General features: G+C 62.2%; 13 protein-coding genes. 2 read left to right on the forward strand and 11 right to left on the reverse strand.

The genetic code is table 11. From position 1 onward, the window contains the following. Positions 1–50 precede the first annotated feature (50 nt). A complete protein-coding gene (locus BS630_RS13265) occupies positions 51–1,001 on the reverse strand; it encodes a GNAT family N-acetyltransferase (RefSeq protein ID WP_077977830.1) in 951 nt (316 codons plus the stop codon). 139 nt (positions 1,002–1,140) lie between these two features. Here BS630_RS13265 and BS630_RS13270 point away from each other — a divergent pair, with 139 nt between their 5' ends. Both BS630_RS13270 and BS630_RS13275 read left to right on the forward strand, forming a co-directional pair. Continuing rightward, positions 1,141–2,076, forward strand: a complete 936-nt coding sequence (locus tag BS630_RS13270; protein WP_027666875.1) for a tyrosine recombinase XerC — start codon at positions 1,141–1,143, stop codon at positions 2,074–2,076. A gap of 190 nt (positions 2,077–2,266) precedes the next feature. Then, entirely contained in the window at positions 2,267–3,343 is a 1,077-nt protein-coding gene (locus BS630_RS13275; protein ID WP_077977831.1) for a TraB/GumN family protein, read from the forward strand. A gap of 130 nt (positions 3,344–3,473) precedes the next feature. Here BS630_RS13275 and lpdA read toward each other — a convergent pair whose 3' ends face one another. From lpdA to mdh, 10 genes are all read right to left on the reverse strand, one after another. Beyond that, a complete protein-coding gene (gene lpdA / locus BS630_RS13280) occupies positions 3,474–4,880 on the reverse strand; it encodes a dihydrolipoyl dehydrogenase (RefSeq protein WP_077977832.1) in 1,407 nt (468 codons plus the stop codon). 96 nt (positions 4,881–4,976) lie between these two features. Next, positions 4,977–5,729: an SDR family oxidoreductase gene (locus BS630_RS13285; protein ID WP_077977833.1), complete on the reverse strand. Its 753-nt coding sequence runs from the start codon at positions 5,727–5,729 to the stop codon at positions 4,977–4,979. Continuing rightward, positions 5,726–6,256 carry a hypothetical protein gene (locus tag BS630_RS13290; RefSeq protein WP_077977834.1) on the reverse strand — a complete coding sequence of 177 codons (531 nt, stop codon included), beginning with the start codon at positions 6,254–6,256 and terminating at the stop codon, positions 5,726–5,728. The genes BS630_RS13285 and BS630_RS13290 overlap by 4 nt, the downstream gene beginning before the upstream one ends. Further along, positions 6,253–7,002, reverse strand: a complete 750-nt coding sequence (locus tag BS630_RS13295) for a DUF4241 domain-containing protein (RefSeq protein ID WP_077977835.1) — start codon at positions 7,000–7,002, stop codon at positions 6,253–6,255. Before BS630_RS13295 ends, BS630_RS13290 begins: the two co-directional genes overlap by 4 nt. Positions 7,003–7,015: 13 nt before the next feature. Next, positions 7,016–8,266: a 2-oxoglutarate dehydrogenase complex dihydrolipoyllysine-residue succinyltransferase gene (odhB, locus tag BS630_RS13300; protein ID WP_077977836.1), complete on the reverse strand. Its 1,251-nt coding sequence runs from the start codon at positions 8,264–8,266 to the stop codon at positions 7,016–7,018. A 40-nt stretch (positions 8,267–8,306) separates the two neighbouring features. Then, complete coding sequence (locus BS630_RS13305; protein WP_077977837.1) at positions 8,307–8,615, reverse strand: YciI family protein; 309 nt, start codon at positions 8,613–8,615, stop codon at positions 8,307–8,309. A gap of 15 nt (positions 8,616–8,630) precedes the next feature. After that, positions 8,631–11,615, reverse strand: coding sequence for a 2-oxoglutarate dehydrogenase E1 component (locus BS630_RS13310; RefSeq protein ID WP_077978074.1), 2,985 nt, complete (start codon positions 11,613–11,615; stop codon positions 8,631–8,633). Between the two features lie 172 nt (positions 11,616–11,787). Next, entirely contained in the window at positions 11,788–12,690 is a 903-nt protein-coding gene (gene sucD / locus BS630_RS13315) for a succinate--CoA ligase subunit alpha (RefSeq protein WP_077977838.1), read from the reverse strand. A gap of 19 nt (positions 12,691–12,709) precedes the next feature. Then, a complete protein-coding gene (gene sucC, locus BS630_RS13320) occupies positions 12,710–13,903 on the reverse strand; it encodes an ADP-forming succinate--CoA ligase subunit beta (protein ID WP_003543513.1) in 1,194 nt (397 codons plus the stop codon). 36 nt (positions 13,904–13,939) lie between these two features. Further along, complete coding sequence (gene mdh, locus BS630_RS13325; protein WP_003543522.1) at positions 13,940–14,902, reverse strand: malate dehydrogenase; 963 nt, start codon at positions 14,900–14,902, stop codon at positions 13,940–13,942. Positions 14,903–14,918 lie beyond the last annotated feature (16 nt).

Raw genomic sequence — 14,918 nt, forward strand, 5'->3', positions numbered from 1 at the left:
AGCCGCTGGATCATCGCTGCGGATATCGATCGTCATGGCAATGCCGGTGGTTAGACTGCAGGAACCGGAATCTCGCGGCGCGGCGCCGCAACCGGCAGGCCGACCGGCACGAAACTCGCGTCACCATCGACTGCCATGTCATGCACCGTATGTTTCTCCAGCGCCTTCGTCACCTCGTTGAGGTCGCCGTCCAGCTGTTCGGCCGGAATGAGGTTGCCGATGACGAAATCGAAGCGGTCGCCACGTTTGTTCAGCAGTTCGTGGAACACGGTCATGTCGCGAAGCTCCGTCGACCATTTCGCCAGCCAGTAGAACAGGCCGGAATTGCGTGCGGTCATATGGACGGGAAGGATCGGCAGATTGTATTTGCGCGCCAGCCCGACGGCCGAAGTCTTCCACGGACGTTCATTCAGCCGGCCGTTCGCCCAATAGGCGATGCGGCCTGAGGGAAAGAGCACTGTCGCCTTGCCTTCCTTCACCGCATGGTTGGTCAGCTGCAGCGTTTCGCGCGCTTTCAGCTTGCTCTTGTGCTCCTCCCGCCATTCGACCGGAATGATCATTTCGGCAAAGCGCGGATTGACGCGGATGGCATCGCGATTGGCAAAGAACATCATGTCCGGCCGTCGCGCCTTCAAAAGATCGAACACGGCAACGCCGTCGGCGATGCCGGTCGGATGGTTGCTGACGAGGATGAAGCCGCCGGTATCGGGAATGCGTTCGCTATTGGTGATGCCGATGTCGAGTTTCAGCACGTCGCTCAGATATTCGAACGACTGGAAGCCCGGCATTTTGGCGACCGCATTGGCGAACTCGAGCGCCTTGTTGTAGCGCAGCAGCGTATAGAGGAACGGCCGCATGACCGGCCAGAGCGGATTTTTCACGATCCTCTGGCCGCGTTCGGCAATCAGCGTATCGACGATATGACCGGGCTTTCCCTGTGAAACGAGAGCGATCGCTTCCGCGAGCTGTCCGAAAGCCGTCATGGAATCGCGCCGTGCCATGAAAGATCCTGTCTATGGGGTATAAGCTATCGCAGTAGAATATGATCGAAGGATGACAATGGCTTGGCCGGCATTAGCAATTCCATAACTGTTCCTGCTCCAAATTGGCGGACTTGAAGGCAAAATCAAGGCGCGCAACGTGAACGAACTGCTTGTTATCGCCGATCAGCGCCTGATGGCGGAACGGGCTGCGTGGCTCGAAAACCTCGCCGGTGAGCGCCGTCTTTCCGAGCATACGCTCGACGCTTACGAGCGTGATACCCGCCAGTTTCTGACCTTTCTGACCGGCCATCTCGCCGGCCCGGTGACGCTTGGCGATATCAGGGAGTTGCGCTCCGCCGATTTCCGCGCCTTCCTGGCGGCCCGGCGCAAGCAGGGGTCCGGTGCCCGATCGCTCGGCCGCAATCTCGCCGGTCTTCGCTCGCTGCTGCGCCATCTCGAAAAAAAGGGCCTGGTCAACGCCGCCGGCGCTGCCGCGGTGCGCTCGCCGAAACAGCCGAAATCACTGCCCAAGCCGCTGTCGGACACGCAGGCGATCACCGTCGTCAGCGACGACGCCCAGCTCCATGACGAACCCTGGATTGCTGCGCGCGATGCGGCTGTCATGACGCTGCTCTACGGCTGCGGCCTGCGCATCTCCGAAGCGCTGGATCTTACTCCCGCCGACCTGCAGAAGGGCGCGACGACGCTGCGCATCACCGGCAAGGGTAACAAGACGCGGCTGGTTCCGCTGCTCTCCGTGGTCTTCGACGCGGTCGAGAAATACCGCACGCTCTGCCCATATCATCTCGAAAGCGGAGAACCGCTGTTTCGCGGCGCCCGCGGCGGCAAGCTGCAGGCAGCGATCATCCAGCGCACCATGCAGAAGATGCGCAGCGCCTTCGGTCTGCCGGAGACGGCGACACCCCATGCACTGCGCCACTCCTTCGCCACCCATCTGCTTGCCGGCGGCGGTGATCTGCGCACCATCCAGGAATTGCTCGGCCATGCCAGCCTTTCAACGACGCAGGTCTATACCGGCGTCGATGCATCGCGGCTGCTCGAGGTGTATGATCGCGCGCATCCGCGAGCGTAATGGATGTCGCCCAAAAGCGCGCAGCGATTTTGGGAGCAACGACATACATAAACGATAGGCTTAAAGCGCATCGCATGGATGCGATTGAATGTGAGGCGCTTTAAGCTCTCGTTAAGGCATTCTCTTAAAGGAATATGCGCAAGCCGGGCGTAGAGCATGAAGCCTCTAGGATGTGATCGGAACACCCATCATGACGACATCAATCGGCCGCCGGACGTCTTACCTCGCAGTGCCGGCCAATCTGTTGCTCTGGCTGATCGCAGCCTTTCACGTGCTGCTTCTTGCCGCCCTGTTTGCCGCCTTCCTGACTGCAAGGCCGGCAGCGGCCGAAGACGTCACCTGCACCGGCCGCAACCTGATGGTCGAGCTGCAGCAGAACGACCCAGCCCGCTACGCAGAGGCGCTGAAGGAAGCCGACGCCACGCCGAACGGCAAGGGCATCTTCTGGAAGATCGAGAAGCCGGGATTGGCACCCTCGTGGCTGCTCGGCAGCATGCATGTCACCGATCCGCGCGTGCTGGCCCTGCCGCCGCGCGCCCAGGCAGCCCACGATGCCGCCGACACGATCATCATCGAATCCGACGAGATCCTCGATGAGCGGAAGGCGACCGCCGCCCTGCTCGCAAAGCCGGAACTGACGATGTTCACCGACGGCACGACGATCGACAAGCTGCTTTCTCCCGAGGACTACAAGCGTCTCGAAACCGGCCTCAAGCAGCGCGGTATCCCGATCAGCGCCGTTTCCCGGATGCGGCCCTGGATGATTTCCAGCGCCGTCGCCTTGCCGGCCTGCGAAATCGCCCGCAAGGCAAAAGGCGCGCAGTTCCTCGACCAGAAGATCGCCACCGATGCCATTGCTCAGGGCAAGCAGGTCAAGGGGCTGGAAACCCTTGCCGAGCAGATCCAGGCCATGGCCGATCTGCCGATCGAATTCCATCTGAAATCGCTGATCCAGACGCTGGAACTCGGCGACAAGATGAGCGACGTCGTCGAGACGATGACCGACCTCTACCTCTCCGGCGACATCGGCACGACCATGCCGATGCTGAAAACCGTGACACCGGAGGAGGAAGGCGAAAACAGCGATTATGCCGCCTTCGAGCAGCGCGTCATCCTTGACCGCAACAAGGTGATGGCCGAGCGCGCAGCGCCCATCCTCGACATCGGCAACGTCTTCATGGCCGTCGGTGCCCTGCATCTGCCCGGCAAAGACGGTGTCATCGAACTGCTGCGCCAGCAGGGCTTCACCGTGACTGCGGTGAACTGAGGCCGCCGGAGGCCAGCTGGTCGTCATTCGACCGGGCACGCTGCTTTCCAAAAGCGCCGATACGCACCCAATAAAACAGCCGCCTGCCTTACGACAAGCGGCTGCATGCGTTGTTGCGAAATATGTAAGATCACATATGGATCGGCTTGAAGAAGGTTGCGAGCGCAGCCTCTTTCACCGCTTCCGACATGGTCGGATGCGCGTGGCAGGTACGGCCGAGATCTTCCGACGAACCGCCGAATTCCATCAGCACTGCGATCTCGTGGATCATCTCGCCGGCGCCGAAGCCGACGATATGGCCGCCGAGCACCCGGTCGGTTTCCTTGTCGGCAAGGATTTTGACGAAGCCATCGGTCGCGAGCATCGCGCGAGCGCGGCCGTTCGCCGTGAAGGGGAACTTACCGACCTTGTAGGCGACGCCTGCCGCCTTCAGCTCTTCCTCGGTCTTGCCGACGGAAGCGATTTCCGGTTGGGTGTAGACGACGCTCGGAATGACCTCGTAGTTCACATGCCCATGCTGACCGGCGAGGATTTCGGCAAGCGCCACGCCCTCGTCTTCCGCCTTGTGCGCCAGCATCGGACCCTTGACCACATCGCCGATCGCATAGATGCCGTCGACATTGGTCTTGTAGTGGCCGTCGATCTCGACACGGCCACGATTGTCGAGCGTAACACCGACTTCTTCGAGGCCGAGGCCCGCCGTATAGGGCTTGCGTCCGGTGGCAATCAGCACGACCTCGGCGTCGAGCGTCACCTTGTCGCCGCCCTTGACCGGCTCGAAGGTGACCTTGGCGCCCTTGTCCCCCTTCTCGACGCCTGTGACCTTGGCGCTGAGATTGAAATCGATGCCCTGCTTGGCGAGCATGCGCTGGAACTGCTTGGAGACTTCGCCGTCCATGCCGCCAAGGATGGTGTCGAGATATTCGACGACGGTGACTTTGGCGCCGAGGCGCGACCAGACGGAACCGAGCTCGAGCCCGATGACGCCGCCGCCGACGACGATCAGCGTTTCCGGCACCTTTTCCAGCGCGATGCCGCCGGTGGACGAGATGATGGTCTTTTCGTCGATCTCTACCTGCACGCCGGGAATGCCGGCGACGTCGGAACCGGTGGCGATGACGATGTTCTTGCCTTCGATCTCCTGCACCTTGCCGTCATCGGCGGTGACGGAGACCTTGCCGGCCGAGACGATCTTGCCGGTGCCCTGGAAGGCATCGATCTTGTTCTTCTTGAAGAGGAAGGCGACGCCGTCGACATTCGACTTCACCGTCGCATCCTTGTGGGCCATCATATTGCCGAGATTGAGCGTCGGCGCCGAAACGTCGATACCGAGCGCGCTCATCCCGTGGCCGGCCTGATGGAACATTTCGGAGGCATGCAGCAGCGCCTTCGACGGAATGCAGCCGACGTTCAGGCAGGTGCCGCCATAGGTCGCCCGCCTTTCGACGACGGCGACCTTAAGGCCAAGCTGGGCCGCCTTGACGGCGCAGACATAGCCGCCCGGACCGGTTCCGATAATGATCACATCGTAGGACATTGCTTCTTTCCCTTTGGATTTTTGTTTAATCGGCCGCGCGCGATATCAGGCCGAGGAATTCGATAATATACTGCATGCTGTTTTTCGCCCGTTGCTCTAGCGGCCGCCGCTCACATTGAGGATCGCGCCGGTGATATAGGAGGCCGAAGGTGACAGAAGATAGAGGACCGCATCGGCCACCTCCTCGGGCGTGCCCGCGCGCTGCATCGGGATCGAGGGCGCCAGTTCGCGCGGCCGATCCGGCAGGCCGCCGGAGGCATGAAGGTCGGTTTCGATGACGCCGGGCCTTATCGCATTCACGCGGATACCCTCGGCTGCGACCTCACGCGCCAGCCCGACGGTGAACGTGTCGATCGCCGCCTTCGAGGCGGCATAGTCGACATACTGCGTCGCCGAACCGAGGATCGCCGCCATCGACGAGATGTTGACGATCGCCCCGCCCTTGCCGCCATGCCGGCTCGACATGCGGCGTATGGCCTCTGCCGCGCAGAGTATCGACCCGGTCACATTGACGCGCAGCATGCGCTCGATCCGCTCTACCGACATCTCGTCGACGCGCTGGGGATAATCGACGATGCCGGCATTGTTGACGAGCCCGTCGAGCCGGCCGAATTGCCCATCGACCGCCGCAAACATCGAGACGATATCCGCAGCCTTACCGACATCGCCCTGGATCGCCACGGCCTCGCCGCCATCCGCGACAATCGCAGCCACGACAGCATCCGCGGCTTGACGGTTGGCGGCGTAGTTCACCGCAACGCGCCAGCCCTGGCGCGCGGCGAGCCGTGAAGCCGCGGCGCCGATACCCCGGCTTCCGCCGGTAATGAGAACAACAGGTGCATCGCTCATGTCGCACACTCCTTAAATGTCAGCACGTCCCAGGGTGCCACCACGGCCTTGCCCTCGCCCCAGGCGCTGGATTCGCGGATGGCAGGACCAAGTCCGGGAAGCACGAGTTTTTCGGCCGCCGCCGCACCTTCGGGCTGTAGATTGTCCATCTCGCCCTCGGCATCCATGCCATAGACGGCGCCCTGCCAGACCGTGCAGGCATTGAGATCGGCGCCGGTCGCATCACCCTCGGGGCAGTTGAACATCAGGATGCCGATGGCGCGCACCGGATCTTCCGATGGCATGACATAACCTTCCATCACGACAGGTGTCTTCAGCGCGCTGAACTTGAACTGGTTGCTGGCGGCGGCCGATGGAGAATTCAGCGGTGCAAAGCGCAATTCATAGGCACCGTCGCGATCGACGTAAACGGCCTGCTCCTGCTTGCATGCGGCAGCGAAGGTGGATGCCGGAACGACGAAAAACGCGGCGGCTGCGATTGCAGCCACGCCTGTCCGTCTCGTCATGATCCCGGTCCTTCCCCTCATTGCAGCTTCGGCTCCTTGCGCCCGTCCGCATTCTCGACAACGCTGAAATCCGTCAGCAGCACCAGCGCGCGGCCATGCCTGTCGAGCCCCCAGAAGACAGGATAGAAACCGTCACCCCAGCCGCTCCAGAACACCGCGACATTGCCTCGTCTGCCGGCGACCGGCCGGTGCAGCGCATAGATGCCCTTGCTGGCGTCGAGGTCCGACGCCAGCACGTCGTCGTAATAGTTGACGTCGGAATCCGCTTTCTGCGCCTGCACCTGGGCCTCGCGCTCTTCGATCAAATCAAGCGTATCGGCATCCATGTAGCAGCCGAGACCGGCATCGACGGGATAGCCGAAAATCTCGCCGTCCTTCAGCGTCGCCGGCTCCTGCCCTGGCAGGACCGCAAGCTCCCAACGATCCGGCTTGCCCTCGGCAAACCGCATGCTGGCAGCGGCGATGCGCCCGAAGGCCTGGTAGAGCGTCACCGGATATTCGCCCGGCGCGACCGTTCTTGCGAGTGCCGGACGGTCGGGCTGGGCCAGCGGATCGGCGGCAACGATGCGCCCCGAGGTCAGTTCGACATTGCCCATATGGATGACGCCGATCGACCGCCCGGAAAGCTCGGCATCGCCAAGCGCCACCAGCTCGAAATTGCTGCTTGCCTTGCCGATATCCCAGCCGGCAGCCGATGCGGAGACCGGGACATGCGCGGCGGCAGCGCAAAAAAGAAGGCGCGCCGCTCGCATGATCCGGTTCCGCATCGAAAGCGCTCCCTTAGAGATCGAGAACCAGACGTTCCGGATCTTCCAGGCTTTCCTTGACGCGCACGAGGAAGGTGACCGCTTCCTTGCCGTCGACCATGCGGTGATCGTAGGACAGCGCCAGATACATCATCGGACGGATGACCACCTGGCCGCCGATCGCAACCGGCCGCTCCTGGATTTTGTGCATGCCGAGAATGCCGGACTGCGGTGCGTTGAGGATCGGCGAAGACATCAGCGAACCGTAGACGCCGCCATTGGTGATGGTGAAGGTGCCGCCCTGCATGTCGGCCATGGAGAGCGAGCCATCACGGGCTGCCTTGGCAAGACGGCCGAGCTCCTTCTCGATTTCGGCGATCGACATCTGGTCGGCGTCGCGGATGACGGGAACGACGAGACCTTTGTCCGTGCCGACGGCCATGCCGACATGGCAGTAGTTCTTGTAGATGACGTCGGTGCCGTCGATTTCGGCGTTGACGGCCGGCAGTTCCTTCAGCGCATGCGTCACCGCCTTGGTGAAGAAGCCCATGAAGCCAAGCTTGACGCCGTGCTTCTTCTCGAAAATGTCCTTGTACTTGTTGCGCAGATCCATGACCGCCTTCATGTCCACCTCGTTATAGGTGGTCAGCATGGCGGCAGTATTCTGCGCATCCTTGAGGCGCTTGGCGATCGTCTGGCGCAGGCGCGTCATCTTCACGCGCTCTTCGCGCGAGGCATCCTCGACCGTCGACGGGCCACGCGCGGCGGCAGGCGTCGCCGCCGGTGCGGCCGCCGGAGCGGAAATGCCCTTGGCAACGGCGGCGATGACGTCGCCCTTCAGCACCTGGCCGCGCTTGCCGCTACCGTCGACCTGATCGGCGGAAAGGTTGTTTTCAGCAAGCATCTTCGAAGCTGCCGGTGCCGGCGGCATGGTGGAGACGGAGGCGCTCGACGACGACGCAGCAGCGGCGGCAACCGCCGGCTGGGCCGGAGCAGCAGCGGCCGGTTGGGCGGGAGCCGGAGCAGCAGGCGCGGCGGCAGCGGCTGCACCTTCGGCGATCTGGCCGAGCAATGCGCCAAGGCCGACGGTCTCGCCGGCAGCGACAACGATTTCCGAAAGCGTGCCGGAGGCGGGTGCTGGAACTTCGATGGTCACCTTATCGGTTTCAAGCTCGAGAATCGGCTCGTCGGCCTTGATGGCGTCGCCGACCTTCTTGAACCAGGTGCCGACGGTTGCCTCGCTGACGGATTCACCGAGAGTTGGAACGCGGATTTCTGTGGCCATTGTTCAGATCCTGATTTCGTGTGTTTTCGTTTTATGCGTTTCAGACGGCGGGCGGCCGCGAGATGATCGAGGGCATCGGCAGGATATCGAAGCGGAAACCGAGGCCGGAAGCGATGATCGGATCGCCGTCGGCAAGAACCTGCGCCGCCGCCTGATCCTCGACCTCGACGATCGCCATGCCCCAGGCGCCTTCACCCTCGAAGACGGGCCCGACGATAATCGCCGATCCCGCAAGAGCGTTCTGATGCCAGTATTCGGTATGGCGTTTCATCGCCGCCATTTCCTCCCCGGTCCCGTCATGCGGGAAAGTGGGGCGCGGCGGCTGCAGTCTCAGAAAGAAATAAGCCATTGCGCCCCCCTTGTTTTAACCGCCCAATGCATCCTCGAGGAATGCGGCGAGCTGCGACAGATGCTTGGACATCAGGCCCGTCGCCGGCGAGGCGGCGGCCGGACGGCCGGTATAGCGGACGCGCTGGTATTTCGCGTCGATATGGGCGAGCACCCATTCGAGGAAGGGGTCGATGAACGACCATGCGCCCATGTTCTTCGGCTCCTCCTGGCACCAGACCATCTCGGCATTGCGGAAGCGCGACAGCTCGTTGATCAGCGCCTTTGCCGGGAATGGATAGAGCTGTTCGACACGCAAGAGATAGATATCGTCGATGCCGCGCTTTTCACGCTCTTCGAGAAGATCGTAATAGACCTTGCCGGAGCACATGACGACGCGACGGATCTTGTTGTCCTTCTGCAGCTTGATCGGACCATCCTTGATCACCTCGGCATCGTCCCAGAGCAGGCGATGGAAGGCGGATTCGCCGGCCATTTCGGCAAGCGTCGAGACTGCCCGCTTGTGGCGCAGCAGCGACTTCGGCGTCATCAGGATCAGCGGCTTGCGGAAGTCGCGCTTCAGCTGCCGGCGCAGGATGTGGAAGTAGTTCGCCGGCGTCGTGACGTTGGCGACCTGCATGTTGTCTTCCGCGCAAAGCTGCAGGAAACGCTCGAGGCGGGCGGAGGAGTGTTCCGGACCCTGACCTTCATAGCCGTGCGGCAGCAGGCAGACGAGGCCCGACATGCGCAGCCACTTGCGTTCGCCCGACGAGATGAACTGGTCGAAGACCACCTGCGCGCCGTTGGCGAAATCGCCGAACTGGGCTTCCCAGAGCGTCAGCGCATTCGGGCGGGCGAGCGAATAGCCATATTCGAAACCGAGCACGGCCTCTTCCGAAAGCATCGAATTGATGACTTCGTAGCGCCCCTGCGTCGGCGAAAGATTGGCAAGCGGGATGTAACGCTCTTCGTTTTCCTGATCGTAGAGAACCGAGTGACGCTGCGAGAAGGTGCCGCGTTCGCAATCCTGGCCGGAGAGGCGGATCTTGCTGCCTTCGACGCAGAGCGCACCGAAGGAGAGCGCTTCGGCCATAGCCCAGTCGATACCCTCGCCGGTGGTGATCATGTTGGCGCGGTTTTCCATGAAGCGCTGGATCGTGCGGTGCGCGTTGAAGCCCGCCGGGATCTCAGAGAGCTTGCGGCCGATCTCCTTCAGCGTTTTCATCGGCACGGCGGTCTTGCCGCGGCGCTGCTCGTCGGCATTGTCGGCCGTGCGCAGGCCCGACCACTCACCATCAAGCCAGTCGGCCTTGTTCGGCTTGTAGTGCTGGCCGGCCTCGAACTCCTGCTCGAGATGCGCGCGCCAGTCGGCCTTCATCTTCTCGACTTCGCCTTCGGTAAGCAGACCCTCGGCAACGAGGCGGGCTGCGTAGAGCTGCAGCACGGTCTTGTGGCCGCGGATCACCTTGTACATCTTCGGCTGCGTGAAGGACGGTTCGTCGCCTTCATTGTGGCCGTAGCGGCGGTAGCAGAACAGGTCGAGCACAACAGGCTTGTGGAACTTCATGCGGAATTCGGTGGCGATCTTCGCCCCATAGACCACCGCTTCCGGATCGTCGCCGTTGACGTGGAAGATCGGCGCCTCGATCATCTTGGCGACGTCGGACGGATAAGGCGACGAGCGCGAGAAGGCCGGGTTGGTCGTGAAACCGATCTGGTTGTTGATGATCACATGCATGGTGCCGGCGACGCGGTGGCCGCGCAGACCGGAAAGGCCGAGGATTTCGGCAATGACACCCTGGCCGGCAAAGGCCGCGTCGCCGTGGATCAGCAACGGCAGCACCTTGGCGCGTTCGGAAAGCGGGATGATGTCGCCGTCCCAGACGGTGGCGGTCATATCCTGCTTGGCGCGGGCCTTGCCCATGACGACCGGGTCGACGATTTCGAGATGCGACGGATTCGCCGTCAGAGAAACGTGGATCTTGTTGCCGTCGAATTCGCGGTCGGAGGAGGCGCCGAGATGGTACTTGACGTCGCCCGAGCCCTCGACCTCGTCGGGAGCGGCCGAGCCGCCCTTGAACTCGTGGAAGATTGCGCGGTGCGGCTTGCCCATGACCTGGGAGAGCACGTTCAGGCGGCCGCGATGGGCCATGCCGAACAGGGCCTCCTTGAGGCCGAGCTGGCTGCCACGCTTGAGGATCTGCTCCAGCGCCGGGATCAGCGATTCGCCGCCGTCGAGGCCGAAGCGCTTGGTGCCCTTGAACTTGACGTCGAGGAACTGCTCGTAGCCTTCGGCTTCGGCGAGCTTGGCGAGGATTGCCTTCTTGCCTTCCGGCGTGAAGGCCACACCCTTGTCCGGCCCTTCGATGCGCGCCTGAATCCAGGCCTTCTCTTCGGGATTGGAGATGTGCATGAATTCGACGCCGAGCGTCGAGCAATAGGTGCGCTCAAGGATCTCGATCATCTCGGGGATGGTCGCGTATTCGAGGCCGAGCACGTTGTCGATGAAGATCTTGCGGTCGTAATCGGCGGCCGTGAAGCCGTAATTCTCCGGCGAGAGCTCGTGGTAGTCCTCAACGGCAGCAGCGATGCCGAGCGGGTCGAGCTTGGCATGCAGGTGGCCGCGCATGCGGTAGGCGCGGATCATCATGATGGCGCGCACGGAATCGCGCGTCGCCTGCAGCACGTCGATGCCGTCGGCAGGCTTGCCCTGAGCTTCGGCCTTGGCCTTCACCTTGGTCTCGATGACCTTCTCGACGATGCCCCAATCGCCGTCGAGAGCCGATACCAAATCGCCGCTTGCCTGAAGCGGCCAGTTCTTCTTGCGCCAGGAAGCGCCCTTGGCCGCCCTCTTCACATCGCTGGGATCCTCTTCCAGCGCCTTGAAGAAGGACCGCCACTGATCGTCGACCGATGCCGGGTCTTCTTCGTACCGCGCGTAGAGCTGCTCGATATAGGCAGCGTTGGCGCCATCCAGAAACGAGGTGATCTGAAACTGCTCGTTGGCTTCTTGCCGTGCCATGGTGATATGCGGACGCTTCCGTCCGCCTCCTGACTTTGATGAATTTGCCAGCTTGATGGCCGGCTGCCGCATTCCGATTGCCGCCTGTCCGCGGCGCATCTGCTGGTCTGGTGTTGTCGAGGCCGGGCGGAAGGCGCAGATGCCGTTCCTCCGCCCGGTCTATATAGGTGGCTTAGCCCTTGAGGACTTCAACCAGCGTCTTGCCGAGGCGGGCCGGAGAGGGCGACACCTTGATGCCTGCCGATTCCATCGCCGCGATCTTCGATTCCGCATCGCCCTTGCCGCCGGAAACCACAGCACCGGCATGGCCCATGGTGCGGCCCTTCGGGGCCGTACGGCCGGCAATGAAGCCAGCCATCGGCTTCTTGCGGCCCTTCTTGGCTTCGTCCTTGAGGAACTGCGCTGCGTCTTCTTCAGCCGCCCCGCCGATTTCACCGATCATGATGATCGAGGTCGTGGCTTCGTCAGCGAGGAACATTTCCAGGACGTCGATGAACTCGGTGCCCTTGACCGGATCGCCGCCGATGCCGACAGCCGTCGTCTGGCCGAGACCTTCATTGGAGGTCTGGAAGACGGCTTCATAGGTCAGCGTGCCCGAACGGGAAACGATACCGACGGAACCCTTGCGGAAGATCGAGCCCGGCATGATGCCGATCTTGCATTCTTCCGGCGTCATGATGCCTGGGCAGTTCGGCCCGAGCAGGCGCGACGTGGAACGCTCGAGGCGAGCCTTGACGCGAACCATATCCAGGACCGGGATACCTTCGGTGATGCACGTGATGAACGGAATCTCGGCGTCGATCGCTTCGATGATAGCATCGGCGGCTCCTGCCGGCGGAACATAGATGACGGTCGCGTCGGCGCCGGTCTTTTCCTTGCCCTCGGCAACAGTTGCGAAAATCGGCAGGCTTTCGCCCTTTGCGCCGGTCCAGGTTTCGCCACCCTTCTTCGGATGGATACCGCCGACCATCTGGGTGCCGTAGTAAGCAAGCGCCTGTTCGGTGTGGAACGTGCCGGTCTTGCCGGTCAGACCCTGAACGAGGATCTTGGTGTCTTTATTGACGAGAATAGACATTCTTTCAGATCCTTCAAAATTAGCCGTTGACCGCCGCGACGATCTTCTTGGCCGCATCGTCCAAGTCGTCAGCCGCCGTGATCGCCAGACCCGACTCGTTCAGGATCTTCTTGCCGAGCTCGACATTGGTGCCCTCAAGGCGCACCACGAGCGGAACCTTGAGGCCAACTTCCTTGACCGCGGCAATCACGCCCTCGGCAATGACGTCGCACTTCATGATGCCGCCGAAGATGTTGACGAGAATGCCTTCGACCTTGGGGTCTGCGGTGATGATCTTGAAAGCTGCAGCAACCTTCTCCTTGCCGGCGCCGCCGCCGACGTCGCAGAAGTTAGCCGGCTCCTTGCCGTAAAGCTTGATGATGTCCATCGTCGCCATGGCAAGGCCTGCACCATTGACCATGCAGCCGATGTTGCCGTCGAGAGCGACATAGGCGAGGTCCCACTTCGAGGCCTCGATTTCCTTGGCGTCTTCTTCGGTCTCGTCGCGCAGCACCTTGACGTCGTCGTGACGGAAGAGCGCATTGCCATCGAAAGACATCTTGGCATCGAGGACGCGCAGGTGGCCGTCCTTCATGACGATCAGCGGGTTGATCTCCAGCAGAGCCATGTCCTTCTCGCCGAAGGCCTTGTAGAGCATCGGGAATAGCGTCTTGGCGTCCTCGGCGGCAGCACCCTCGAGCTCAAAAGCCTTGGAGATCGCAGCAACGTCGGCAGCCGTCACGCCGGCTTGCGGATCGATGGCGATCGTCTGGATCTTCTCAGGCGTGTCGTGGGCGACAGCTTCGATGTCCATGCCGCCTTCGGTGGAGACCACGAAAGCCACGCGACCGACCGAACGGTCGACCAGCAGCGAGCAATAGAGCTCGCGAGCGATGTCGGCGCCGTCTTCGATGTAAAGGCGGTTGACCTGCTTGCCGGCTTCGCCGGTCTGCGCCGTCACCAGCGTGTTGCCCAGCATTTCCTTGGCATGGGCGACGACTTCGTCGATCGACTTGGCGAGACGCACGCCGCCCTTGGCTTCCGGCGACAGTTCCTTGAACTTGCCCTTGCCGCGGCCGCCGGCATGGATCTGGCTCTTGACCACGTAAAGCGGACCGGGAAGCGACTTGGCGGCAGCTTCGGCTTCTTCAACCTTGAGAATAGCCACACCTTCGGCAACCGGCGCGCCATAGCCCTTCAGCAGAGCCTTGGCCTGATATTCATGAATGTTCATGGGTGTATCCCTGTTTCGATTACTTCAGCCCGTCGACTACTTGAGGGCAGGCGCGATGTTGATGCAGGCTTCGCAGAGACCGGCGACGGCGCCGACGGACTTGTCGAAGGCTTCCTTCTCGGTCTTGTTGAGATCGATCTCGATGATGCGCTCGACGCCGCCGGCGCCGATGACGGTGGGAACGCCGACATACATGTCCTTGACGCCGTACTGACCGGAGAGGTGGGCTGCGCAGGGCAGGACCCGCTTCTTGTCCTTGAGGTAGGATTCGGCCATCTCGATCGCCGAGGCGGCCGGGGCGTAATAGGCCGAGCCGGTCTTCAGCAGGCCGACGATTTCCGCGCCGCCATCACGGGTGCGCTGGATGATCTCTTCGAGGCGCTCCTTGGTGACCCAGCCCATGGTGACGAGATCGGTGAGCGGAATGCCGCCAACCGTCGAATAACGGGCGAGCGGCACCATCGTGTCGCCGTGGCCGCCGAGAACGAAGGCCGTGACGTCCTGGACGGACACGTTGAATTCCTTGGCGAGGAAAAGACGGAAGCGCGAGGAGTCGAGAACGCCGGCCATGCCGACGACCTTGTTGGCGGGGAGGCCGGAAAACTTCTGCAGCGCCCAGACCATGGCGTCGAGCGGGTTGGTGATGCAGATCACGAAGGCGTTGGGGGCATATTTCTTGATGCCGGCGCCGACCTGCTCCATGACCTTGAGGTTGATGCCGAGAAGATCGTCGCGGCTCATGCCGGGCTTGCGGGCGACGCCCGCCGTGACGATGCAGACGTCAGCGCCTTCGATCGCGGAATAGTCGCTGGCGCCCGTCAGATTGACGTCGAAGCCTTCGACCGGCGACGACTGCGAAATATCGAGACCCTTGCCCTGGGGAATGCCGTCCGCGATGTCGAAGAGAACGATGTCGCCCAGTTCCTTCAGGCCGGCGAGGTGCGCCAGCGTGCCACCAATCATGCCAGAACCAATGAGTGCGATCTTGTTACGCGCCATTTTCGCTGTTTCCTTT

The sequence above is a fragment of the Rhizobium laguerreae genome (genome assembly GCF_002008165.1).
GTDB classification, from domain to species: domain Bacteria; phylum Pseudomonadota; class Alphaproteobacteria; order Rhizobiales; family Rhizobiaceae; genus Rhizobium; species Rhizobium laguerreae.

Bases quoted from the DNA above. Each gene is read 5' to 3' on its own strand.
- BS630_RS13265 (WP_077977830.1), bottom strand. From the start codon at position 1,001: ATGGCACGGCGCGATTCCATGACGGCTTTCGGACAGCTCGCGGAAGCG.
- BS630_RS13295 (WP_077977835.1), bottom strand. From the start codon at position 7,002: ATGCGGAACCGGATCATGCGAGCGGCGCGCCTTCTTTTTTGCGCTGCC.
- BS630_RS13310 (WP_077978074.1), bottom strand. From the start codon at position 11,615: ATGGCACGGCAAGAAGCCAACGAGCAGTTTCAGATCACCTCGTTTCTG.
- BS630_RS13285 (WP_077977833.1), bottom strand. From the start codon at position 5,729: ATGAGCGATGCACCTGTTGTTCTCATTACCGGCGGAAGCCGGGGTATC.
- mdh (WP_003543522.1), bottom strand. From the start codon at position 14,902: ATGGCGCGTAACAAGATCGCACTCATTGGTTCTGGCATGATTGGTGGC.
- BS630_RS13275 (WP_077977831.1), top strand. From the start codon at position 2,267: ATGACGACATCAATCGGCCGCCGGACGTCTTACCTCGCAGTGCCGGCC.
- BS630_RS13290 (WP_077977834.1), bottom strand. From the start codon at position 6,256: ATGAGGGGAAGGACCGGGATCATGACGAGACGGACAGGCGTGGCTGCA.
- BS630_RS13305 (WP_077977837.1), bottom strand. From the start codon at position 8,615: ATGGCTTATTTCTTTCTGAGACTGCAGCCGCCGCGCCCCACTTTCCCG.
- sucC (WP_003543513.1), bottom strand. From the start codon at position 13,903: ATGAACATTCATGAATATCAGGCCAAGGCTCTGCTGAAGGGCTATGGC.
- sucD (WP_077977838.1), bottom strand. From the start codon at position 12,690: ATGTCTATTCTCGTCAATAAAGACACCAAGATCCTCGTTCAGGGTCTG.
- odhB (WP_077977836.1), bottom strand. From the start codon at position 8,266: ATGGCCACAGAAATCCGCGTTCCAACTCTCGGTGAATCCGTCAGCGAG.
- lpdA (WP_077977832.1), bottom strand. From the start codon at position 4,880: ATGTCCTACGATGTGATCATTATCGGAACCGGTCCGGGCGGCTATGTC.